This window comes from Flavobacterium sp. WG21, assembly GCF_000335775.1.
GTDB lineage: Bacteria > Bacteroidota > Bacteroidia > Flavobacteriales > Flavobacteriaceae > Flavobacterium > Flavobacterium tructae.
On the sequence record NZ_AMYW01000015.1, the window covers coordinates 1 to 22,585 of the forward strand.

General features: G+C 31.9%; 24 protein-coding genes. 15 read left to right on the forward strand and 9 right to left on the reverse strand.

The window, feature by feature from the left end; genetic code table 11:
- The 9 genes from C245_RS24635 to C245_RS0112045 all read left to right on the forward strand — a co-directional run.
- Window positions 1–189, forward strand: a 189-nt coding sequence (locus tag C245_RS24635) for a hypothetical protein (protein WP_035746599.1), incomplete at its 5' end; no start/stop codon positions are given.
- A 2-nt stretch (window positions 190–191) separates the two neighbouring features.
- The gene (locus tag C245_RS0112010; RefSeq protein ID WP_017496842.1) at window positions 192–845 is read left to right on the forward strand and encodes a bifunctional 2-polyprenyl-6-hydroxyphenol methylase/3-demethylubiquinol 3-O-methyltransferase UbiG; all 654 of its coding nucleotides are present in this window, start codon (window positions 192–194) and stop codon (window positions 843–845) included.
- 17 nt (window positions 846–862) lie between these two features.
- On the forward strand, window positions 863–1,894 hold the full coding sequence (locus tag C245_RS0112015) for a glycosyltransferase family 2 protein (RefSeq protein WP_017496843.1): 1,032 nt from the start codon (window positions 863–865) through the stop codon (window positions 1,892–1,894).
- A 4-nt stretch (window positions 1,895–1,898) separates the two neighbouring features.
- A complete protein-coding gene (locus tag C245_RS0112020; RefSeq protein ID WP_017496844.1) occupies window positions 1,899–3,167 on the forward strand; it encodes an O-antigen ligase family protein in 1,269 nt (422 codons plus the stop codon).
- Window positions 3,168–3,755: 588 nt separating this feature from the next.
- Window positions 3,756–4,370, forward strand: coding sequence for an O-antigen ligase family protein (locus C245_RS24270; RefSeq protein ID WP_157495853.1), 615 nt, complete (start codon window positions 3,756–3,758; stop codon window positions 4,368–4,370).
- On the forward strand, window positions 4,360–5,412 hold the full coding sequence (locus tag C245_RS23005) for a glycosyltransferase family 1 protein (RefSeq protein WP_017496846.1): 1,053 nt from the start codon (window positions 4,360–4,362) through the stop codon (window positions 5,410–5,412). The genes C245_RS24270 and C245_RS23005 overlap by 11 nt, the downstream gene beginning before the upstream one ends.
- Window positions 5,413–6,528, forward strand: coding sequence for a glycosyltransferase (locus C245_RS0112035; protein ID WP_017496847.1), 1,116 nt, complete (start codon window positions 5,413–5,415; stop codon window positions 6,526–6,528). It abuts the gene before it with no gap.
- Between the two features lie 71 nt (window positions 6,529–6,599).
- Window positions 6,600–7,544, forward strand: a complete 945-nt coding sequence (locus C245_RS23705; RefSeq protein ID WP_017496848.1) for a hypothetical protein — start codon at window positions 6,600–6,602, stop codon at window positions 7,542–7,544.
- A gap of 126 nt (window positions 7,545–7,670) precedes the next feature.
- Window positions 7,671–8,654 (forward strand): UDP-glucuronic acid decarboxylase family protein, encoded by a 984-nt coding sequence (locus tag C245_RS0112045; RefSeq protein ID WP_017496849.1) that lies wholly within the window; start codon window positions 7,671–7,673, stop codon window positions 8,652–8,654.
- Between the two features lie 56 nt (window positions 8,655–8,710).
- On the opposite strand, the gene C245_RS0112050 is transcribed toward C245_RS0112045, so the two are convergent.
- The 4 genes from C245_RS0112050 to C245_RS0112065 form a co-directional block, all read right to left on the reverse strand.
- Window positions 8,711–9,898, reverse strand: a complete 1,188-nt coding sequence (locus tag C245_RS0112050; protein WP_017496850.1) for a glycosyltransferase family 4 protein — start codon at window positions 9,896–9,898, stop codon at window positions 8,711–8,713.
- A complete protein-coding gene (wecB, locus tag C245_RS0112055) occupies window positions 9,898–10,986 on the reverse strand; it encodes a non-hydrolyzing UDP-N-acetylglucosamine 2-epimerase (protein ID WP_017496851.1) in 1,089 nt (362 codons plus the stop codon). The genes C245_RS0112050 and wecB overlap by 1 nt, the downstream gene beginning before the upstream one ends.
- Before the next feature lie 168 nt (window positions 10,987–11,154).
- Window positions 11,155–11,613, reverse strand: a complete 459-nt coding sequence (locus C245_RS23015; protein ID WP_017496852.1) for an ORF6N domain-containing protein — start codon at window positions 11,611–11,613, stop codon at window positions 11,155–11,157.
- A gap of 41 nt (window positions 11,614–11,654) precedes the next feature.
- Window positions 11,655–12,965 (reverse strand): phenylacetate--CoA ligase family protein, encoded by a 1,311-nt coding sequence (locus C245_RS0112065; protein WP_017496853.1) that lies wholly within the window; start codon window positions 12,963–12,965, stop codon window positions 11,655–11,657.
- A gap of 134 nt (window positions 12,966–13,099) precedes the next feature.
- Here C245_RS0112065 and purD point away from each other — a divergent pair, with 134 nt between their 5' ends.
- The gene (purD, locus tag C245_RS0112070) at window positions 13,100–14,374 is read left to right on the forward strand and encodes a phosphoribosylamine--glycine ligase (RefSeq protein WP_017496854.1); all 1,275 of its coding nucleotides are present in this window, start codon (window positions 13,100–13,102) and stop codon (window positions 14,372–14,374) included.
- Here purD and C245_RS0112075 read toward each other — a convergent pair.
- Entirely contained in the window at window positions 14,366–14,596 is a 231-nt protein-coding gene (locus C245_RS0112075) for a hypothetical protein (RefSeq protein WP_017496855.1), read from the reverse strand. The genes purD and C245_RS0112075 overlap by 9 nt on opposite strands.
- A 260-nt stretch (window positions 14,597–14,856) precedes the next feature.
- Here C245_RS0112075 and C245_RS23020 point away from each other — a divergent pair, with 260 nt between their 5' ends.
- The gene (locus C245_RS23020) at window positions 14,857–15,666 is read left to right on the forward strand and encodes a DUF6427 family protein (protein ID WP_232424360.1); all 810 of its coding nucleotides are present in this window, start codon (window positions 14,857–14,859) and stop codon (window positions 15,664–15,666) included.
- Here the strand turns inward: C245_RS23020 and upp are convergent.
- Window positions 15,661–16,314, reverse strand: a complete 654-nt coding sequence (gene upp / locus C245_RS0112085; protein WP_017496857.1) for a uracil phosphoribosyltransferase — start codon at window positions 16,312–16,314, stop codon at window positions 15,661–15,663. The genes C245_RS23020 and upp overlap by 6 nt on opposite strands.
- Before the next feature lie 111 nt (window positions 16,315–16,425).
- On the opposite strand from upp, the gene C245_RS0112090 reads away from it, so the two are divergent.
- Window positions 16,426–17,031, forward strand: coding sequence for a DUF4254 domain-containing protein (locus C245_RS0112090; protein ID WP_017496858.1), 606 nt, complete (start codon window positions 16,426–16,428; stop codon window positions 17,029–17,031).
- 40 nt (window positions 17,032–17,071) lie between these two features.
- Entirely contained in the window at window positions 17,072–18,079 is a 1,008-nt protein-coding gene (locus tag C245_RS0112095) for a glycosyltransferase family 9 protein (RefSeq protein ID WP_017496859.1), read from the forward strand.
- Here C245_RS0112095 and C245_RS0112100 read toward each other — a convergent pair.
- The 3 genes from C245_RS0112100 to C245_RS0112110 form a co-directional block, all read right to left on the reverse strand.
- Window positions 18,068–18,481 (reverse strand): hypothetical protein, encoded by a 414-nt coding sequence (locus C245_RS0112100; protein ID WP_017496860.1) that lies wholly within the window; start codon window positions 18,479–18,481, stop codon window positions 18,068–18,070. The genes C245_RS0112095 and C245_RS0112100 overlap by 12 nt on opposite strands.
- Window positions 18,482–18,631: 150 nt before the next feature.
- Window positions 18,632–18,940 carry a hypothetical protein gene (locus tag C245_RS0112105; RefSeq protein ID WP_017496861.1) on the reverse strand — a complete coding sequence of 103 codons (309 nt, stop codon included), beginning with the start codon at window positions 18,938–18,940 and terminating at the stop codon, window positions 18,632–18,634.
- Between the two features lie 125 nt (window positions 18,941–19,065).
- On the reverse strand, window positions 19,066–20,118 hold the full coding sequence (locus C245_RS0112110; protein WP_017496862.1) for a ferredoxin--NADP reductase: 1,053 nt from the start codon (window positions 20,116–20,118) through the stop codon (window positions 19,066–19,068).
- A gap of 127 nt (window positions 20,119–20,245) precedes the next feature.
- Between C245_RS0112110 and C245_RS0112115 the strand changes: the two genes are divergently transcribed.
- Together C245_RS0112115 and C245_RS0112120 are read left to right on the forward strand one after the other, a co-directional pair.
- Window positions 20,246–21,706 carry a DUF5687 family protein gene (locus tag C245_RS0112115; protein ID WP_017496863.1) on the forward strand — a complete coding sequence of 487 codons (1,461 nt, stop codon included), beginning with the start codon at window positions 20,246–20,248 and terminating at the stop codon, window positions 21,704–21,706.
- A 98-nt stretch (window positions 21,707–21,804) separates the two neighbouring features.
- Entirely contained in the window at window positions 21,805–22,500 is a 696-nt protein-coding gene (locus tag C245_RS0112120; protein WP_017496864.1) for an ABC transporter ATP-binding protein, read from the forward strand.
- Window positions 22,501–22,585: the final 85 nt, after the last annotated feature.

Consider the following 22,585-nt stretch of genomic DNA (forward strand, 5'->3'; position numbering starts at 1 on the left):
TTATCTAAAATTTTATCTTTCGGCTCTGTAATGATGTTGATTTCTGGTTATTTGTTGACTTTGTTTTTTAAATTAAAGGGAAGTTTGATTTCCGTTTTTTTTATAGAAGGTTTAATCACAACTTTAATAATATTACTTTGTTTTAAAAAATATAAAATTAGTTTAAGAACATTTCAAATCAATAAATAAATATGCAAGAGTCTTATTTAGAGAAAGAAAAGGAATATTTTTCAATAATCAGAAAAGATATTATTTCTTTTATTGGTATGGATAAGGATTTAACAATTTTAGAAATTGGAGCAGGAAGCGGTGCGACATTATTAGAATTAAAAAACAAAGGCATTGCAAAAAAGATAATAGGATTTGATATAGTAGATGTTGCACACAACAAAGAAAAATTTGATTTTTTTATTATTGGAAATGTTGAAAATGATGAATTTTCGTTTGAATCTGACTTTTTTGATAGCATAATATTGGCAGATGTTCTTGAACATTTAATAGAACCACAAAGAACAATTCAAAAATTAATTCCACATTTAAAAAAGAGAGGAAATTTTTATATCAGTTTACCGAACATTAGAAATTATGAAGTTTTTTATAAAATCTTTGTTAAAGGAACTTTTGAATACACAAATGAGGGAATTTTTGATAAAACACATGTTCGTTTTTTTTGTAAAAAAGACATGTTAAACCTAATCAATCTATTTCCAGAGTTAGAAGTTCAGAAAATAGAATCAAATTTAAAGCATATTTCTTCAATGAAATCAACTTTAAACAAACTAACTTTTGGTGTTTTTGAACCTTTTTTAAGTACACAGTATTTGATTAAGGTAATTCGAAAATAAAAGAAATAATACTGTTGATGAATAAGAAAGTATATATTGTTCTTTTAAATTACAATAGTTCTGCAGATTCTATTGAGTGCTTGGAAAGTATTTTAAAGTTAAAGTATACTAATTATCAGGTAATTGTTATTGATAATAGCGAAAAATCGCAATATTTTGAAGAACTAAAATTATGGGCTCAGGGAACTCATATTCCTAAGCACGAATTCTTTAAAAATCACACTCATCCTTTAGAAAAAAAGCCATTATCTTTTCTAAGTATTGATGAAAAAGATTTTGTATCAGAAACGAAGCAGGAAAAGATACTTTTGGTAAAAGCAGAGCGAAATAAAGGTTTTGCAGCAGGAAATAATTTGGCACTAAAATATATTTTAGACCAAAAAGAAAAGGATTCCTATGTTTGGCTTTTGAACAACGATACAGTAATAGAGAAAAATGTACTGACTGATATTATTTCTCAAATCGAGAAACAAGATATATCTGGTAAAATAAATATATATGGGACTGCTTTATTGGAATATGATAATCCATCCAAAGTTCAATCACTGGGAGGTCTTTACCACTCCGGAACAGGTCTGACAACACATCTTGGAGAAGGAGTTTTGATTGATGAAGCCATTTTAAACTTTGATAAAATAGTTCAAAATGTAAGTTATCCTGTTGGAGCCTCTATGCTAATAAAGTGTAATGATCTTGAATCAATTGGATTATTATCGGAAGATTATTTTTTGTTTTATGAAGAAATAGATTGGGCTTCAAGAGCAAAGAAAAAAGGAGGCGGTGTAAAAATACTACCGGTTTTTGGGGTTTACCATAAACAGGGAAATAGCACGAAATCAAAATTTAATAATCGGAAATCTGAATTTATAGATCTGATTTCATTGGATAGCCGGATTATTTATGCTAAAAAGTATAATCGAAAAAATCTTATAATTGTTTATTTATCGATTTTGACCTTGACTATTGGTAATCGAATCTGGCAAAGAAACTTTAAGGTAATTCCAAAAATTTTAAAATTGCTTTTTAGTAAAAGCAAAAAATTATCGTAATAAAATGAAAATAGATATTAAAAAAGTTTTTTTAGTGTTTCTGCCTTTTACTCAGGCACTAACTTTGAATATCTTTTTCCCACTTAAAATATCTGAAATAGCACTTGTCGTTTTAATTCTATTTTATGTCAATAAAACGGTTATCTCAAAAGATACAATTTGGTTTTTTAATAATAATCTCGTTATTCTGTTATTAGGAATTCTGGTGACATTATCCTTTTTTGTAAATATTTTCTGGAACTATCCCTATCCACCAAAGCTAATTCCTTTTAGGATCAACAGAGTTGGGGATAGTTTTATCAGGCTTTGTTATTTTTACTTGTGTTTAGCAGCTTATTACATATCATTTCGACTATTCACCAAAGATATTAGAATTTTAGAAAAATGGGTTTTAGGAGCAATGATCTCAGCTATTTTTGGATGGTATTTATTTTTATCATCAAAACTTAATATACCCTATTTTACACTTCCAGGTATGGACGATCCACAAATATTGGAGGGTTTTATAAGGTGTAGTACTTTTAAAGAGGGTAATTATTTTGGATTATTTCTATTATTATCAGCATCAGTTTCTTTTTATTTAGAAAAGAGAGCCCATGGGTGGTTTTTACTCTTTAGTGTTATAGTATCAATGTCTACCATTTCGATAATTTCAGTATTCATTTTTATATTCTATTTTTATAGAAAAAGACTTTTAAGTCTAAATATACTTCTTAAAGTGATTCCAGTTGCAGTTATAGGAGTTTTACTGTTTATTCAGACCGATCTTTATCAAAAGTATGTTTATCAAAAACTATTTGATTCAACGAGAACACTTACTCAGAATAATTTTTCAAAAGTAGATAGGGTTATTACGGGAAATGTTGCTTTTTATTCAGGAATAGAAAATCCTTTTTTCGGAGTAGGGCCGGCTAATTATGGACTTCATTATGATTATTACAACAATTATAAAAAGATTGTTGTGCATAGAAATGATTATTTTGATCATTTTGCACAGCGAAAGAATGAAAGAGCGATACCAAACAATGTATATTTAGAAGTTTTGTCTGAATATGGTGTAATTGCCGCAATATTGTTTATGCTGTTCTTATTTCTTATTTTAACAAAAGCTTATTATTTAAAAGAAGATGCCATAGTTGCTGGTATATTCAGTATTATAATTTCTTTTAATGCATTTCCGTCGTTTATAATGCTCTTTATTTGGGTTTTTCTTGCGATACCTTTTGCGATTCATCGAAATAAATTAAACCAGCAGACAGCAACAATAAATTAATCCTTTGTAAAAAAAAGCCATATGATTCAGGAGGTCTTTAAGAAAAATAAAATAGAATTGGTCTGCTTCTTTTTTATAGCATTTGCTTTTGTCTTTAAAATTTCTTTAGCGACACCATTTATTTTGTTTTTGCTACTATTGAATATTTCTGGGGCGAAAGATTTTAAAGATAATTTTGCGGTTAAATTATTAAGCTTATTATTCGGATCAATCTATATATTGTACTTGTTGTCCTTCTTTTTGAATTATGATTTTTCGTCAAAATTAATTATTCGGTCACTTGGTTTTATTTTTATTCCATTATTGTTTTTAGTAAAAAGGATAAGTGAAAAGGAGATAAAGTTTTTTATTTTTTCCTTTTTAATTCTGCAATTGATACACACACTTTATATTAATTGTATTGTATTACAGTATCATTTTTTTTCAGCATCTAAAAGTTTTGAAAACTTTACCGCTTTGGTCGAAAATAAGTTCTTAATAGAAAGACCTTATTTTTCTTTAAATTGTTTATTATCAATATTTTGTGTTAAGTTTTTATTGGATAGAGCCACAGTAAAAAAAGGAATACTCTATTTATTTATCGGCCTGATGATTTTTACTTTGTTCATTATTGCCGCAAGACTTGCAATGGGGGTTTCGGTACTAATTTGTCTTTTTATTTTTTTAAAAGAAAGGAAGATAGCTTATTTTGCAGGGTTCTTATGCATTTTAGTTGTTACTGTTTTGACGAATAAATATGCTATACAAAGACTTGCAATAGAAAAAGGAGAACCTCGAATTGCAATATGGACCTGTGCAAAAAATATTATTGATGAACAAGAGTTTAATTATTTTATCGGAACTTTTAGCAGTGAGAAAGTGGATAAAAAATTAATTGAATGTTATAATTCAAAAGAAATATCAAGTGGTCCGTATTGGTGGATTGGAAAATACAATTATCAGTACAACACCCATAATCAATACCTTTGGTTTTTTGTTTGTTACGGTTTATTGGGACTAATTTTATTTTTAGGAATTTTTGGTGTTCATTTCTGGAATTTTATTAAAAACAAAAATGCATATTCCTTTTTTTTCATATTGATTTTTTCATTCCAAAGTTTATTTGAAAATCTTTTAAGCAGACAACTTGGAATTTATTTGTTTATTTGGTTCTGTTTTCTTTTTGTGTTCCCAATCGAAAATACAATTCAGGATGAAGAATAAAATTGTAATCAATGGCCGTTTTTTAACTCAAAGAGGAACAGGAGTTCAAAGGGTGGCTACAGAAATAAGCAAACATTTACAACAACATTATAAAGAGGATATTCTTTTTGTTTGCCCTAATAAAACTTTCTTGAATCCTGCCGCAGAGTCATTTAATTGTGTAAAGACAGGATTTTTTTCGGGTTATTTGTGGGAACAAGTAGAATTACCTTTTTTCTTATTTAGGAACAAAGTTTCCTTATTGATTAATTTTTGTAATACAGCTCCAATTCTATTTAAGAAAAATTTAATCGTCATTCATGATATGGCGGTAAAAGAGAATAAAAATTGGTTTAATTGGAAGTTTGCTCTTGTTTATAACCTTTTGTTTCATTTTAATTTAAGAAGAGCCTTAAAAATTATTACAGTTAGTCATTTTTCAAAAAAACAAATTTTGAAATTTTACCCCAATATTGAACAATCAAAAATAGAAGTGATTTATTTGGCCAGTTTTTTTGATTTTAATGAAGAAAAAAATCAAAATACAGATTATTTTATAGCGGTAAGTTCTTTAGATCCAAGAAAAAATATTAAAGTAATTTTAGAAGCTTTTAAGTTATTGGATTTCAATCATTATAAGTTGAAAATTATTGGAGGTTCTTTTAATAATGTATTTAGAAAAGATATTTTAGAATATGATTCAAGAGTAGAATTCTTAAATGAAGTTTCAGATTCTGAGCTAGAAAAACAGATAAGAGGAGCAAAAGCACTTATAAATGCTTCTTTTTATGAAGGATTTGGGCTTTCGGCGCTTGAAGCAATGAGTCTTTCTACCCCATGCATCTTGTCGGATATTCCCGTATATAGAGAACTATACGATGGAATCGCCACATTTTTTAATCCAGATGTCCCGGCAGAATTAGCACAAAAAATCGAAGATTTAATTCGTTCGCAAAGTTATAACGATCTTTGCAAAAAGTCGTTTGAGGCATCTCAGAAATTTAGCTGGGAAAAAGCGTCACAAAATTATATTTCTATACTCGACGATTTGAAAAATAACTAGATGAGAGATTTGAAAAAAGCATTAATTAGCGATTGGTATTATGTAAATGGAGGTGCTGAAAAAGTAATACATTCTATAAATTCAATATGGAATGATTTTGATCACTTCGCACTGATTGATTTTTTAAATGATGAAGACCGAAAGTTTATTCTAAATGGAAAAAAGGTAAAGACTAGCTTTATTCAAAGACTTCCAACGGTAAAGAAAAACCATCGTAAATTTTTACAGTTATTTCCAACAGCCATAGAACAATTTGATTTAAGTGATTATGACTTAATAATTAGTTCCTCATCTGCTGTAGCGAAAGGAGCGCGGACCCGAAAAGATCAGCTTCATATTTGTTATTGTCATTCGCCTATGCGATATGCCTGGGATTTGCAGGATCAGTATTTAAAAGATTCAGGCTTAGATAAGGGTTTAAAAGGATTTTATGCAAAGTATGTTTTGCAGAAAATAAGAAAATGGGATGTCTCAAACTCTGAAAATGTCGATTATTTTGTTGCCAATTCTAATTATATAGCACAAAGAATAAAGAAAATTTATAATCGTGAAGCAACGGTTATTTATCCTCCTGTCGATGTTGAATTTTTTAGTTTAGAAGAACAGAAGGATAATTATTATCTTACAGCTTCACGATTAGTTTCTTATAAAAAAACACAATTAATAGTAGAAGCTTTTAATGAATTGCCACATTTAAAATTAATTGTTGCAGGGGACGGACCGGAGTTTCAAAAACTTCAGACAATTGCTAAAAGTAATATTGAGTTTGTTGGATTTGTAGAAACCAATAGTTTAAAAAATTACATGCAAAAAGCAAAAGCATTTGTTTTTGCCGCTGAAGAAGATTTCGGAATTATTCCGGTTGAAGCACAGGCCTGTGGAACTCCGGTTATTGCATTAGGAAAAGGGGGGACTTTAGAAACAGTTGTTGAAAATAAGACAGGAGTTTTTTTTCAGGAACAATCATCAGAAAGGATTAAACAAGCAGTGATTGATTTTGAAAAGATGAAATTTAGTTCGACAGTAATTCGGGAGCATGCGATGAAGTTTTCGAAGGAACGTTTTGAAAATGAAATGGAAGAGTTTGTTGAGAAGAAATTAAAAAAAGGATTTTAGTTTAAAGTTTTTAAACTGTAGAATAATTCCTATAATTGCATAATTTTTCAAATCTTTAAACATTTAAAAATATGAAATATTTGTTTTTACCAGCGGCTATTTTAGTAACAACGTTTGGTTATAGTCAAAATAAGATCGAATCTAGTGGAAATGTTGGTATAGGTACATTATCACCAAGTACAGCACTTCATGTAAATGGGGGTGATATTTCAGTTACCGGAGCAAATCAAAAAATTGGTTTTAACACAATAGATAATTTTACAAGTGGAATAGGTACTGTAGCTCACTATGGAATGTCTTATGTAAAAGATGCATTAAACATACCAATGTTGTCTTCTTCAGGTTATTTTGGAATGAATTTTTTTACTTCAGGTACTGAACGAATGAGAATTGATACTAATGGAAATGTCGGAATTGGAACCACAAATCCAAATGCAAAACTCCAGATAAATGGTGATATTTCGAGTGTAGGGGCTAATCAAAAAATTGGTTTTAGCACAGCAGATAACTTTGCAAGTGGAAATGGGACAATAGCTCATTATGGAATGTCTATTTCAAAAAATGTTGCGAATGAGCCGATAGTTTCACATTCCGGTTACTTTGGAATGAATTTTTTCACTGATGGTTTAGAGAGAATTAAAATTAGGATTGATGGTAATGTAGGTATAGGTTCAATCAATCCTGATGAAAAACTTACGGTAAAAGGTAAAATCCATGCCGAAGAGGTGAGGGTGGATTTACAGGTCCCTGCAGATTATGTTTTTCAAAAGTACTACACAGGTAAATCGGATTTAAAATCGGATTATGTGATGCCAACTTTAGCTGAGGTAGAAAAATTCACGAAAGAGAATAATCACTTACCAAGTGTCCCTTCCGCTCAGGAAATAAAAGAAAAAGGACTACAGGTAGGAGAAATGAGTAATGCTCTTTTGCAAAAAATAGAAGAATTAACGCTTTATATTATTGAACAAAATAAAAGAATTGAAATACTTGAAGCAAAGCTAGACAAGAAGTAATTGCTTTCAATGTTTTTCTTTGTGATATTCTAAAGAGCTGCCTAATTATTTTTTTAGGCAGTTTTTTTATAGAATAGTTTTTATAATTTTCAAATCAGTTACATTTGCGAGGTATAAATAATTACTATGAAAAGAATACTTATTACAGGAGCAGCCGGATTTCTGGGATCGCATTTATGTGATCGTTTTATCAAAGAAGGATATTATGTTATCGGAATGGATAATTTGATTACCGGAGATCTTAAAAACATAGAGCATTTATTCAAATTAGAACATTTCGAATTTTACCACCACGATATCACCAAGTTTGTGCACATTCCAGGTGATTTAGATTATATTTTACATTTTGCTTCACCTGCAAGTCCGATTGATTATTTAAAAATTCCAATTCAGACCTTAAAAGTAGGATCTCTGGGAACACATAATTTATTGGGATTAGCCCGTGTTAAAAAAGCGAGAATTTTAATTGCATCAACATCCGAAGTTTACGGAGATCCTCTGGTTCATCCGCAAACCGAAGAGTACTACGGAAACGTAAACACTATTGGTCCACGCGGGGTTTATGATGAAGCCAAACGCTTTCAGGAATCGATTACCATGGCCTACCATACTTTTCATGGGGTAGAAACTAGAATTGTACGTATTTTTAACACCTACGGCCCAAGAATGCGTCTGAACGACGGGCGTGTAATTCCGGCCTTTATCGGACAGGCATTGCGCGGGGAAGATTTAACCATTTTTGGGGATGGAATGCAAACACGTTCATTTTGTTATGTAGACGATCAGGTCGAAGGTATTTTTAGACTGTTGCATTCAGATTATGTATATCCCGTAAATATTGGAAATCCGGATGAGATTACGATTAAGGATTTTGCAGAAGAGATCATTAAATTAACAGGAACCAATCAAAAGGTAGTCTACCATCCATTACCGGTAAATGATCCGTTACAACGCCAGCCAGACACCACAAAAGCGAAAGAGTTATTGGGTTGGGAAGCAAAAGTAAGCCGTTCTGAAGGAATGAAAATTACGTATGATTATTTCAGATCACTTTCGAAAGAAGAGCTTTCAAAAGAAGAACACAAAGATTTTTCGAACTATATCAAATAAGAAAATTTAAACGGGCAATTATTTCCAGAATAATTGCCCGTTTTTTATTAAGTTACTTAAAAAGCATTCTTTTCGATGAGTTCCTTCATTTGCTGATCCAAATTAAAATGACTTTTGGCATGAAGAAAAATAGCCTTTTTCATCTTCTGAATTTCTGCTTTACCTAATGTCGATATTGTTCCTAAAGTTGTATTTAATTGTTGGAAATCTTCAACGGGAACTACCCAACCAAGGTTATTCTCTTCTACAATATTTTCTCCTTCGCCTCCTCCATAGTAAAGTATTGGAAATCCTAAAGCACTATATTCAAATATTTTGGACGGAACAGAGCCGTAAATCCTTGTCTTGAGCGGAACAAGGGCAATATCTAAATTTTTTAAAGTTTCATGCAAAACATTTCGTTCTAACATTCCGTGAAAAACAATTTTTTTAGTTGGATTTTGGTTGAGGTAATTCACAATCTGAGTTTTCTCGGCACCATCACCAAAAATATGCAGTTCGATGTTGCCATTTTCTAAATTCAATTGCTGAATAAGTTCAAAAACTCCTTGCGCAACGCCTAATAGTCCGGCATAGAATAGTTTAATAGGTTCGCTGGAATTGTTTTTTTCTTCGAGGAAATCTTCAACAAAATGATCCGGGTAATTACGATATAGAAAACATTTTTTTTCGGGAAAGACGGAATGAATATGGGTAATGATTTCATTAGATTGCCCAAAAATATGCGTTGCTTTTTGGTAAATAAAACGTTCAATAAAAAGCAAAATTTGGTGTGAAATACTGTTTTTCTTTAATACCTGCAATTCGATAGCGGCAGTTGGCCAAAGATCTGAAACATTCAAAAGGATTGTTTTACCCTTAATCCAAAGTACAAAAACAGAAACAAACGAAAGTAATAGTGGCGGTGATTGTACAATTACTTTTTTAGGTGTCTTGGCAAACAATAAATAAAAAAACAAAGTACTTGAAAACGATAGTGTCGAGACAATTCGTTTAAAGATATTCGAACTGTTACTCGGATAGATCCAAAGACGTTTTAAGGTAATGTTCTGGATTTTTTCGGTAACAGAAAACCGGCCTTCATATTCCGGAAATAATTCGCCTTTTGGATAATTAGGAAGCGGAGAAATTACCGAAACTTCATAACCATTTTGATCCAATTTTAAAGCTAGTTGTTCTATTCTATTGGCCGCAGCACCTTTTTCGGGTGGATAATAGTTTGATATGATTAGAATATCCTTCATTATTTTTTAGCCAGTAAAATTGAAACAATTCGTTCCGATGCTTTTCCATCCCATAAATCCGGGACACCACTTTTCTTGGGACCATTTTTTAAAAATGAACCGTATACTTTTTGTAAATTTTCTAATGACGTTCCAACAATAGTATTTGAACCAATGGTTTCGGTTTCGGGACGCTCAGTGTTATTTCGCATAGTAAAACAAGGAATTTCCATTACGGTTGTTTCCTCAGAAATACCACCGCTATCAGTAATAACGGCAAAACTGTTTTTTATTAAATACATGAAATTCAGGTAGCTTTGTGGAGCAACAAAGAGGATATTTTTAAACTTAGTTGAACTTTCGCTTAAGATAGCCTGTGTTCTGGGATGAATTGGAAACAATATTTTTTTGCCTTGAGCTAAATCATCAATTCCATGTAGTAAAGCAATAAGAGAAGAAACTTCGTCTACGTTTCCGGGACGATGTAAGGTTAGAACAATATAGTTTTTTTCACTAAGCTGATGTTCTTCCCAAAAATCCGGAGCCGAAATTCTATTGATGTTCTGATATAAAGTATCGATCATAACATTTCCTACGAAATGTACATTTTCAGGATTTGATCCTAGTTTTAATAAATTTTCTGAAGCGGATGTGGAGGTCGTAAAAAAGTAATCCGTAATGCTATCTGTCAGCATTCTGTTGATTTCTTCCGGCATTGTTAAATCTCCGGAACGAATTCCCGCTTCAACGTGTGCTACCTTAGTATTGCATTTTTTGGCTACAATCGAACACGCCATAGTAGAATTTACATCACCAACAACCAAAACTAAATCACAAGGATTTTGAATAAGTTCCTTTTCGAAAGCAATCATAATTGCAGCTGTTTGTTCTGCCTGAGAGCCACTTTTTACTTCCAGATTTACATTTGGTTTTGGAATATTTAATTCTTCGAAAAAGGTATCACTTAAGTTTTTATCGTAATGCTGTCCTGTGTGAACCAAACGAAAGGAAACATCAAAGCCTTGATTTTGCTTGTCTTTTATAGCGTTAATAAGAGGTGCTATTTTTATAAAATTAGGTCTTGCACCTGCGATTAGGGTGATTTTCATGGGACTATTAGATTCTTTCTAAAAACATTCTTTCGGCAAAAGTAAAGTTTAAATTGGAATTTAATCAGAATGGAATAATTTCTTAAATAGCGAACTGTGAATTTGCTTATTTTTTATAACCAATTTTTACTCTCTCATTTCCATCTTCTTTTTTCTCGGTTAGTTCATCTAAATAGGAAAAACCAATTCAATATTTTTGTCATGATTTTCTAACTTCTTTTGAATCTGAAGAATATCCACTTTAATTTCAGTTGTATCTAGCAGCATTTCTCTCACTTTGGTGAAAATGCGCATAATTTGTATATTAGTTTGAATGGCTTTATCACTTTTTAAAACGCTTGATAACATCATAACGCCATGTTCAGTGAAAACAAAAGGTAATTTTCTGCTTCCGCCCCAACTTGAAGTCGCAATTTGCGACTTCAAGTTTTCAAATTCGTTTTCAGTAAGTTGAAACATGAAATCTTTTGGAAAGCGAGATAAATTTCTTTTTACCTGTTCATTTAATCTTTTTGTTTCCACATCATAAAGCAGCGACAAATCACTATCCAACATCACTTTTTGATTACGGATATAATATATTTTGTTAGAAATAGTTTCTTCAGAAAGTAAAGATTGATCTTCCATAAGTTTTGATTAAAAAAAACAAATGTAGGATTTTATTTATATCAAAGGTAAGATTTAAATTGTTTTAACTTTCCACTTTTACTTCTGTCTAAAACTATTTTTCGGGTAAAGCTGAAAGTTAAATTTGGTTCTAAATATACCGTAATTGCCTTTTCTATCTTTTGAATTTGCGTTACATTTAATTCATTATCACTAACATATTCAATTTCAAAAGTATTTAATTGTGTTTGTTTGATGGTAAATTCTTTAACGTTTCCATCGTCTTCAATAATACTTTTAGTAACATAATAAAAGGTTAAACCCGGTGCTTTTTTCCCACTTGGTAAGACAGCAATATCATTGGTCCTTCCAATAAGTTTTTTTAGAATGGGTTTCTGCGGAGTACTTTTTTCATCCAAAATTCCGATATCACCTATATCATATCTGATAAAGGGATGTGCTTTATTAAACAAAGATGTAATCACAATTCGGCCTTCTTTTCCATATGGAAGAATCTGATTGTTTTCATCTAAAATTTCTATAAAAAGCGTTTCCGAATTAACCTGCCATTCGCCTTTTAAGTTTTCAAAAGCAATCAAATCAAGTTCTGAAGCGCCATATTCATTAATAATTGGAACATTCAATTGTTTTTCTAAGAGTTTTTTATCGGATTCAAAAAGCATTTCCGAAGTAACGAAACAAGCTTTTAAAGAGGGACAAACTTCTTTTAAGATAAGATTTTTTTGTTCTAAATACTTAGCAAATAAAACAATCGAACTCGTGTAACCGTTGATATAATCGAATTTTTTAGTTTTGAATTTTTGCAGAAATTTTTCGAGAACGCCATCAGATAAATCGAAAACCGGAAATCGGAAACGATGTGTCAAAAAATCTTTAATTCGTTCTTTATAATATCCGGTAAAATTCATCGGAATACCATAGAATCGAGCTTGATATGAGCGATTAAAATCGATATTGTACCAGCCAAAACGCATAAAAATCGAAGTCCAGGTCAGGGCATGGCAATGCTTATCTTTGGCAAAAACAAAAGGAGTTCCACTAGATCCTGAAGTTTTATTGAGGTACACATTTTTTAAGGTGTAGCCTTTTGAAAGCCTTTCTTCTAGTGGTTTTTGTAAATTTTGTTTGTTCAGGATGGGTAAATTTTTCCATTCCAATTTTGTATTACCTCCAGCCAATTCCCGGTAGAAAGAATTGTTTTTCAAATGAAAAGCTACGATTTCTTCTTTTCTGTTTTGAAGAAAATGTGCATACTGTTCTTCCGATAAATTTCTGATTTCATCCAATTGAGTTCTGGCTTTCTTAATCGGAAAACCATTTAATTGCAGCGAAATATCGAAAAGAGAAATCATTTGAGGAGCTAATTTTCGTCAAAAATAATACTATCAAATTACTAACAGAGAACAATCAACAACTTTTTAAGATTTAATTATTTTTTACGTGTAAAAGCAATTATTTTTGCACCACAACTAAATACAACTACACCATGACAATTTTACTATTGGGATCGGGCGGAAGAGAACATGCTTTTGCCTGGAAAATGACTCAGAGTCCGCTTTGCGAAAAACTTTTTGTTGCACCTGGAAATGCTGGAACGTCGGCAATTGCTACAAATGTTGCAATGTCTCCAACAGATTTTGATGCAATCAAAGCATTTGTAATTCAGGAGAATGTAAAAATGGTAGTCGTAGGCCCGGAAGATCCTTTGGTTAAAGGGATTTACGATTATTTTAAAAATGACGAGAGCTTACAGCATATTCCGGTTATTGGGCCATCAAAATTAGGAGCTCAGTTAGAAGGAAGTAAAGAGTTTGCCAAAGAGTTTTTAATGAAACATAATATTCCAACTGCTGCTTACGACAGTTTTACGGCTGAAACGGTAGAGAACGGATGTGCTTTTTTAGAAACATTACAACCTCCATACGTTTTAAAAGCCGATGGTTTGGCTGCAGGAAAAGGAGTTTTGATTATTCAGGATTTAGAAGAAGCTAAAACAGAATTGAGAAACATGCTGGTTCACGAAAAATTCGGAGCAGCGAGTTCAAAAGTGGTAATTGAAGAATTTTTGGACGGAATTGAATTAAGCTGTTTTGTTTTGACTGATGGGAAAAGCTATAAAATCCTTCCTACAGCAAAAGATTACAAACGTATTGGTGAAGGTGATACAGGTTTAAATACAGGTGGAATGGGAGCTGTTTCTCCGGTTCCTTATGTTGATGCTGTTTTGATGGAAAAAATTGAAACACGTATTGTAAAACCAACTATCGAAGGATTTCAAAAGGATGGAATTGAATATAAAGGATTCGTTTTTATTGGTTTGATCAATGTAAAAAATGAACCAATCGTAATTGAGTACAACGTAAGAATGGGAGATCCTGAGACTGAAGTTGTAGTACCGAGATTAGAATCTGATTTAGTGGAATTGTTCCTTTCGGTAGCCAATCAAAAATTAGATACATTCGAATTAAAAGTTGATCCAAGAAGTGCTACTACTATTATGGTGGTTTCCGGTGGATATCCTGAAGAATTTGAAAAAGGAAAAGTAATTACCGGTTTAGAAAATATTGAAGATTCTATTGTTTTTCATGCAGGTACAAAATTAGAAAACGATAGTATCGTGAGTAATGGAGGACGTGTATTAACGGTAACTTCTTATGGAGACGATTTTCAACAGGCCATAAAAAAATCTTACCAAAACATAGATAAACTAAGCTTTGATAAGATGTATTTTAGAAAAGATATCGGCTTCGACTTACTTTAAAAAAGAGTGAGCCGTAGTATCTTGGTTTTCTGTTCCGGCATCATCAAAAATGCGTAATTGTTTAATCCAATAAACGATTGCGCATGAACAGATGATCATGAAAATCCAGTTGATCGTATTAGCACCAAACCATGTAACAAGTTCCAAACGACGTAAAAAATCAAGTGGTGCGAATAAAATGTTAACGAATAAGTACTGTATTCCTTCAAAAAAAGCTGTCATAATTTTATAAAATTATATGTTATTTATTGTTGTGTAACGCATTGAAACCAGAAGTCTGTTAGCAGAATCTTTTTTCAACTTGTTGGTTTTCCTTTTTAAACAAGTATTATATTTACAATCACAAAAGTATAAAATATCCTTATGATAACAAGTGTTTTTAAAAAATCTACACCATTAAATTATTCATTGGTCGTAATTTTAATACTGGTTTTCTTTTTCTGTTTCAAATTCAGGAACCTTCCTGGATAACATCTTATTTTTTGGCATTCCAAAAAGTGAGCTTATTGTGCTTTATTCTGGCCTCATTTTTCCTGATAAATTTTATCGTAAAAAAGAACGGACTCAGTAAAGACAATGGTTACGCGATATTTTTTTACTTATTGTTTCTATTGTTTTTCCCCACAATATTTAACAATGCCAATGTAATATATGGTAACTTTTTTATACTTCTGGCACTTCGAAGATTGATTTCGCTGCAGTCGTTGAAAGCTTCTAAGGAAAAAATATTTGATGCATCATTTTGGATTTTAATAGCCTCTTTATTTCAATTTTGGTGTATTCTTTTCCTGATTTTAGTTTTTATCTCAATAGTTTTCCATGTTTCCAGAGATTATAGAAACTGGATTTTACCTTTTATAGCACTTGTAGCAGTGTTCATAATCTTTTTATTGGTCTCTTTAATTTTCCATATTGATATCACTGATTTTTTTCAGAAACGTGCTGTAATCGATTTTAACATTGATTATTTCAAGAGCAATTATGAAAACGGAGCACTTTCAATCTATGTGGCCGTAGCCTTATTTTTTGTAGTTTCGATGTTGACTACCTTGTCAAATCGACCACAAATAGTACATTCTTCATACAAAAAGGTAGTAGCTTGTTTCTTTATTGCAGCCTTTGTTTATATTCTATCGCCGGATAAAAGTAACGATTTGCTCTTTTTTAGTGTTGCGCCCTTGACTATTATGGCAGCAAGTCATGTAGAATATATGCAACAAAAGCTCAATAATGAAATTGTTTTTTATGTGTTGATTTTGTGTAGTTTATTTACATTTTTCTCTCAATTATAATTTACTTCCGTAAGCAAGATCTCCGGCATCGCCAAGACCCGGAACAATATAATTTTTTTCATTTAGCTTTTCATCTAAAGAAGCGACCCATAAATGACAGTTTTCCGGAAGATTTTCTTCCAGAAAAGCAACACCTTCCGGAGCAGCAATAACTACAACAATATGAATCTCTTTTGGAGTTGCATTTTGAATTAGTTTTTCGTGAACAGCAACGATAGACTGACCCGTTGCCAACATTGGATCAAGAAGTAAAACAGTTTTGTCGTTTATGTTTGAAACAGCCTGGTATTCAACTCTAATTTCGAATTCGGCATCGTTATTTGGATGGTATCGGCAAGCCGAAACAAAACTATTCTCGGCATGGTCAAAGTAATTTAAAAAACCGTTATGCAGCGGTAAACCGGCTCTTAAAATGGAACATAAAACTAAATCACTCTCTATTTCAGTCGTATTTTTAATGCCAAGCGGGGTTTGAATTTCAACATTTTTATAAGCCAGATCCTTGCTCAGTTCATAAGCCATAATTTCGCCAATTCGTTCAATATTTCTTCGGAAACGCATGCTGTCGTTCTGAACATTAACATTTCTGATTTGGCCTAAAAAGTGATTTAATACGCTGTTATTTTTGGAGATATAATGAATTTTCATACTGAATTTTTAGAATTATGGATAGATTGTAGTGCAATAACGAAAAATTAATCGTTTTCTTCACACCATAAAAGTATAAAAAGTATCTTTGTGACTCTAATAAATAAAGACATGTTTTCAAAATTAGCATATTCTGTTTTCGAACAAAGCATTAAAGATTATCATCAATTTGATAATGTTGATCAACCTATAAACAATCCTTACCCAAAGGATAAATTTGAACACTTATTGTATTTGAAAAACTGGATTGACACTGTTCAATGGCATTTTGAAGATATCATTCGTGATCCGCAAATTGATCCGGTAGCGGCTTTGACTCTAAAAAGAAGAATCGATGCCTCAAACCAGGAGCGTACAGATATGGTGGAATATATCGACAGCTACTTTTTACAAAAATACAGTGAAGTAAAAGTAAAAGACGGGGCAAAAATCAATTCTGAAAGTCCGGCTTGGGCTTTTGACCGATTGTCTATTTTAGCTTTAAAAATTTATCATATGCATGAGGAGGCAACTCGTGCTGAAGCTTCACAGGAGCACAGAGATAAATGTCAGGAGAAATTAAATGTACTTTTAGAACAAAGAAGTGATTTATCAACTGCAATTGATGATTTATTGACTGACATTGAAAATGGAGATAAATTCATGAAAGTGTACAAACAAATGAAAATGTACAATGACGATGAATTGAATCCTGTTTTATATCAAAACAAAAAATAATTTGGCAGAGTTGTCCAATACAATAAAGCATATAGCCGTCATGAGACTATCCGCAATGGGAGATGTCGCCATGACGGTTCCTGTTTTACGCACTTTTGTGAAGCAGTATCCAACGGTTAAAATCACCGTAATTTCACGACCGTTTTTTAAGCCATTTTTTGAAGGAATCCCAAATCTTGAGTTTTTTGCTTTTGATGAAAAGCAACGTCACAAAGGATTTGCAGGGCTACTTAGATTATACAGTGATGTAAAAAAACTCAAAATCGATGCTTTTGCTGATCTTCATAATGTTCTGAGATCCAAAATTGTAAGCCTTCTTTTTTCTTTAAGCGGAAAAAAAAGAGCCACAGTTGACAAAGGACGTGAAGGTAAAAAAGAATTAACTCGTGCCGAGAATAAAATTTTTGCACAATTGCCAACCATGTTTGAAAGGCATGCAAAAGTATTTGAAAAACTTGGTTTTCCTTTAGACATATCAAATCCTGAATTCCCGCAAAAAGCAAAATTAGACTCAGATATTTTAGAAATCATTGGTGATCAAAACCAAAAATTAATTGGGATTGCACCTTTCGCACAATACAATTCTAAAGTATATCCACAAGATTTAATGCAGGAAGTAATTGCAAAATTGGCAGAGAATAAAACGTATACCATTTTACTTTTTGGTGGAGGAAAGAAAGAAATTGAAATCCTGGATTCGTTTTCACAATCCTTTGAAAATGTAGTTAATGTGGCTGGAAAAATTAAATTTCAACAGGAACTACAGCTCATTAGTAATTTAGACGTTATGCTTTCTATGGATTCCGGAAATGCTCATATTGCAGCAATGCTGGGAGTAAAAGTCATTACACTTTGGGGTGCTACACATCCGTATGCCGGATTTTTACCATTCGGACAAACAATGGAAAATGCTTTGGTTTCAGACAGAAATCAATATCCAAAATTACCAACATCTGTTTATGGAAACAAAATCGTTGAAGGTTACGAAGACGCTATGAGATCGATTTCACCCAAAGATATAGTCACGAAGATTCAGTTAAGCATATAATCCGTTTAAATCATAGAAAAAGTAGCCAACTGTTTTCTTTTTGGTTTTATTAGCAACGATTACAACAAAATGATTTTCTTTTTCTGTAGACAATAAAATGTGCTCAAAATCCTCCGTTGAATTTCTGTAGATTTTGTGCACCAATTGTGACTCTTTAATTTTGTTCGATAGTATTTTAGCAGCTTTTAATTTGCTTATGTAGGGCCAGATATTAAAAGTATTCTTCTCAGAAACATTTATTTCGGTCATTTTACCAATCATTGTGGCACTATATTTTTCTTTGGTAAGTAACTTGGGACCTTTTTTATTTTGTTGTTTCTTAATGATAAAGTAGATACAAAAAAGAGCTGTTATTACAAAAAGTGCTATAAAGGATAAACGAAGTAAGTGATGTATTGTCATAATATTTAAGATTTAAACTGTTGACAAATTTGATTTAGCGCTACAAATCTACAGAAGAACACATGAGATTGTGATTGCTATAATTTTACCTCTAATATAATAAAAATTCAGCAATATTTTATCGAAAAAATGCTTTTATTATAATTGCAATTAGAGCCAAATTTTCTCATCCCGGCATCTGCTATAAATATAACTTTTTAGATTCGAAATCGTGGCTTGATAATTTGGTGCTTCATAACCAAATCGTTCGTGTTCCATTTGTTCTTTTTCGACAGCATCACAGCCTTTTATAACTTCTTTAAGCATATCCAGCATGGCGAGTTCTTTATTGTTTGTCTTCTGAAATTTAAATTCTATAAGTTCATCCTGAAGTTCTTCACAATATTCCAGAAGTTTTTCAACTTCAGGTTCATCCAGAAGATATTCTTTATTTTTAAAAATTTCCTGTACAGATTTCATAACGTAATTTTTAGGTCCCAAATTCAAGTTTTACAAAGGTTGCTAATAATTATAAAACAAAAAAAATTCCAAATCCCAATTGTAAGTTTGAGATTTGGAATTTGAATATTTTGAGATTTTAACGATTAAACATCATCATAATCTACATAAATAGACTCTGAAGTAGGATGTGCCTGGCAGGTTAAAATTAAACCTTCAGCGATTTCGCTATCTGTTAAAATCGAGTTTTTAGTCATTTCAGCACTTCCGGAAGTTACACGAGCCAGACAGCTGCTGCAAATTCCACCCTGACAAGAGTATGGAGCGTCGATTCCTTGTTTTAAAGCGGCATCAAGGATGGTTTGCTTTTGAGACATTTCGAATGAAACTTCGTCATCATCAACCAAAACCGTAATTTTTGTATGTCCTTCTAATGAAGTATTGATTTTATTTTCCTGAGTAGAAGAAGTAAAAAGTTCAAATTTAATTGCCGATTCTTTTACATTCTTCTCCTTTAAAATTCCCGAAACCGTATCGATCATTTCTTCAGGACCACACAAGAAAAATTTGTCAAATTGTAATTCTTTGTGTTTGTTGTTCAAAACAAAATTTACTGCCGATTTATCAATTCTTCCAAACAAAGCATTTTCAGCCTTAGCCTGACTAAAAACATAATGGATGAAAAAACGACCTACATACTGTAATTGTAAATCATGTAATTCCTGGTAAAAAATAGTATCTTCAGGAGTTTTGTTTCCATAAACCAATACAAATGAACTTTTTGGCTCACTTTTTAAAACCGATTTAATAATAGAAAGTACCGGAGTAATTCCGCTTCCGGCCACAAAAGCCGCATAGTTTTTTTGTCTTTCAGCATCTGGTTCAAAAGTAAATTTTCCTTCCGGATGACCTACTTCAAGAACATCTCCAGCCTTAAGTCTCGTATTGGCAAATTGAGAAAACAAACCATTTTTTACTGCTTTTACAGCAATACGTAATTCGTTGCTTTCAGGCGCAGAACAAATAGAATAAGCACGACGAATCTCTTGGTTATCAAGAGTTAATTTTAAATTTATGTATTGTCCGGCTATAAATTTATAGTCCGATTTTAGTTCTTCAGGAACATTAAAAAGTACAGAAACAGCATCAGCAGTTTCTCGTTTTACCTCTTTAATTATTAGTTTTAAGAATGAAGGCATGATTGTATTTTTTATGCAAAAGTAGCAAACGACAGTTAATTGACAGGCACTAAACGATTATTTTTAACTTTTTTTGTAACGTTTTCTTACATTTGATCACATACTAGAAAACTCAAAACAAATAACCATGATTAAAAAGTTTATTTACCTGGAATGGAAAGCCTTTGTTAGATCTGCATCATTCGGCACAAGTGTCGTGATGAAAGTTTTATTAGGTTTTTTAATGGTCTATTTTTCCTTGCTTTTTGTTGGAGCCGGAATAGGAGCATTCTATATTTTAAAAAAAATGAAACTGGAGCCTCTGGTGACAATCAACCAATTTTTGATTTACTATTTTCTTTCCGATCTGGTGATTCGTTTATTGATGCAGGCAATTCCGGTTTTGAATATTAAACCATTATTAATTCTACCGTTCAAAAAACCGACCATTGTTCATTTTTCATTAGGCAAAACAGCATTGTCTTTTTTCAATTGGGTTCATGCACTGTTTTTTATTCCTTTCTCAATAGTTTTAGTTTTAGAAGGTTATGATCTTTTGGGAGTTATCTTCTGGTTTTTAGCGGCATTCTCCTTAATTTATATCAACAATTTTTTGAATATTATTCTAAGTAATATCGACAAGTTGTTTGTTGTTTTTGTTGGAGCAATTATCGCTTTAGGAGCCGCACAGTATTATAAACTCTTTGATATTACGAGTTTTACAATGCCAATTTTTCAAGGTTTTTATGCAACAAAAGGACTGTTTTTGATTCCTGCTTTGATTTTGATAGGGCTCTATCTGTTTACTTTCAAATATTTCAAGAATAATTTGTTTTTAGATGCAGGACTTTCACAAAAAGAAGACATTGCTACCACTGAAAATCTTTCTTGGCTGAATCAATTCGGAACATTAGGAACCTTTCTTAAAAACGATATCAAATTGATTAAGAGAAACAAAAGATCAAAAACGACTCTGGTAATGAGTTTTATCTTTTTGTTTTACGGACTTATCTTTTTCGGAAACAAACAACAGCCCGAGGTGATGACCATTTTTGCCGGAATATTTGTTTCAGGTGGATTCTTATTTGTCTTCGGACAGTTTGTACCGAGCTGGGATAGTTCGTATTACCAATTAATGATGACCCAGAATATTCCGTATCGCGGTTACATAACGTCAAAATGGTGGCTGATTGTTATTGCTACTTTCATCTCTACAATACTGGCGTCTTTTTATCTTTTCTTTGGATGGCAAATTTATTTAACGGTCGTTGTTGGAGCAATTTATAATATAGGAGTCAATTCGCATCTGGTACTTTTGGGCGGTGCTTTTACAAAAACGCCAATTGATTTGAGTTCGGCGGGAGGTGCCTTTGGAGATAAAAAAGCGTTTAATGTTAATGCAATGCTGCTGACATTACCAAAGATATTAGTGCCTTTAGGACTTTATGGAATCGGATTGTATTTAGGAAACAAAACCATAGGATTAGCACTTGTAGCCGGAGCAGGAGTTTTAGGTTTTGCTTTTAAAGAAAAAGTATTTTCACTGATCGAAAAAAGATATAAAATAGAGAAGTACAGCACCATAAGCGCTTATAAACAAAAAAACTAATTAGTTAATTAGAAAATGTGTCAATTAGAAAATTGATAGCATATAATTGGAAATCAATAAATTAACGATTAAAAAAATCAACAATTAAACTTTCAAAAATGATACAAGTAAACCAACTTTCAAAAAAATACAACGGTACAACAGTTTTAAACATAAACAATCTTGAAATTCCAAAAGGGCAGAGCTTTGGACTAGTAGGAAATAACGGGGCGGGAAAAACCACTTTTTTCAGCTTGTTACTTGATTTGATTCAGCCTTCAACGGGAAATATAATAAACAACGATATTCAGGTGAATGCAAACGAGAACTGGAAATCTTTCACAGGATCATTTCTCGATGAAAGTTTTTTGATTGGGTATTTAACTCCTGAGGAATATTTTTATTTTATTGGGGATTTACGCCACCAGAACAAAGCCGATATTGATGCTTTATTACAGCAGCATGAAGAGTTTTTTAACGGAGAAATCCTGAACAACAAAAAATATTTAAGAGATTTATCTAAAGGAAATCAGAAGAAAGTAGGTATCATTGCTACACTTATCGGAAATCCGGAAGTCGTTATTTTAGACGAACCTTTTGCAAATCTGGATCCGACAACGGTAAGCCGATTAAAAAAAATCATTAAGGATCTGGCCGATAATCCAAATGTTACCGTACTGGTTTCCAGTCATGATTTGCAGCATACCGTAGAGGTTTGTGACCGAATAGTAGCCTTAAATAAAGGAGAAATTGTAAAAGATATTCAAACTTCAAAAGAAACCTTACAAGAACTGGAATTGTTTTTTGCAGTATAAGTTTCTATATTTCAAAAAGAAGCGTATTTTTACAAGTCAATATACTAAAAATCCTTTTTAGAAGTTAATTGATATAAACTCTTTT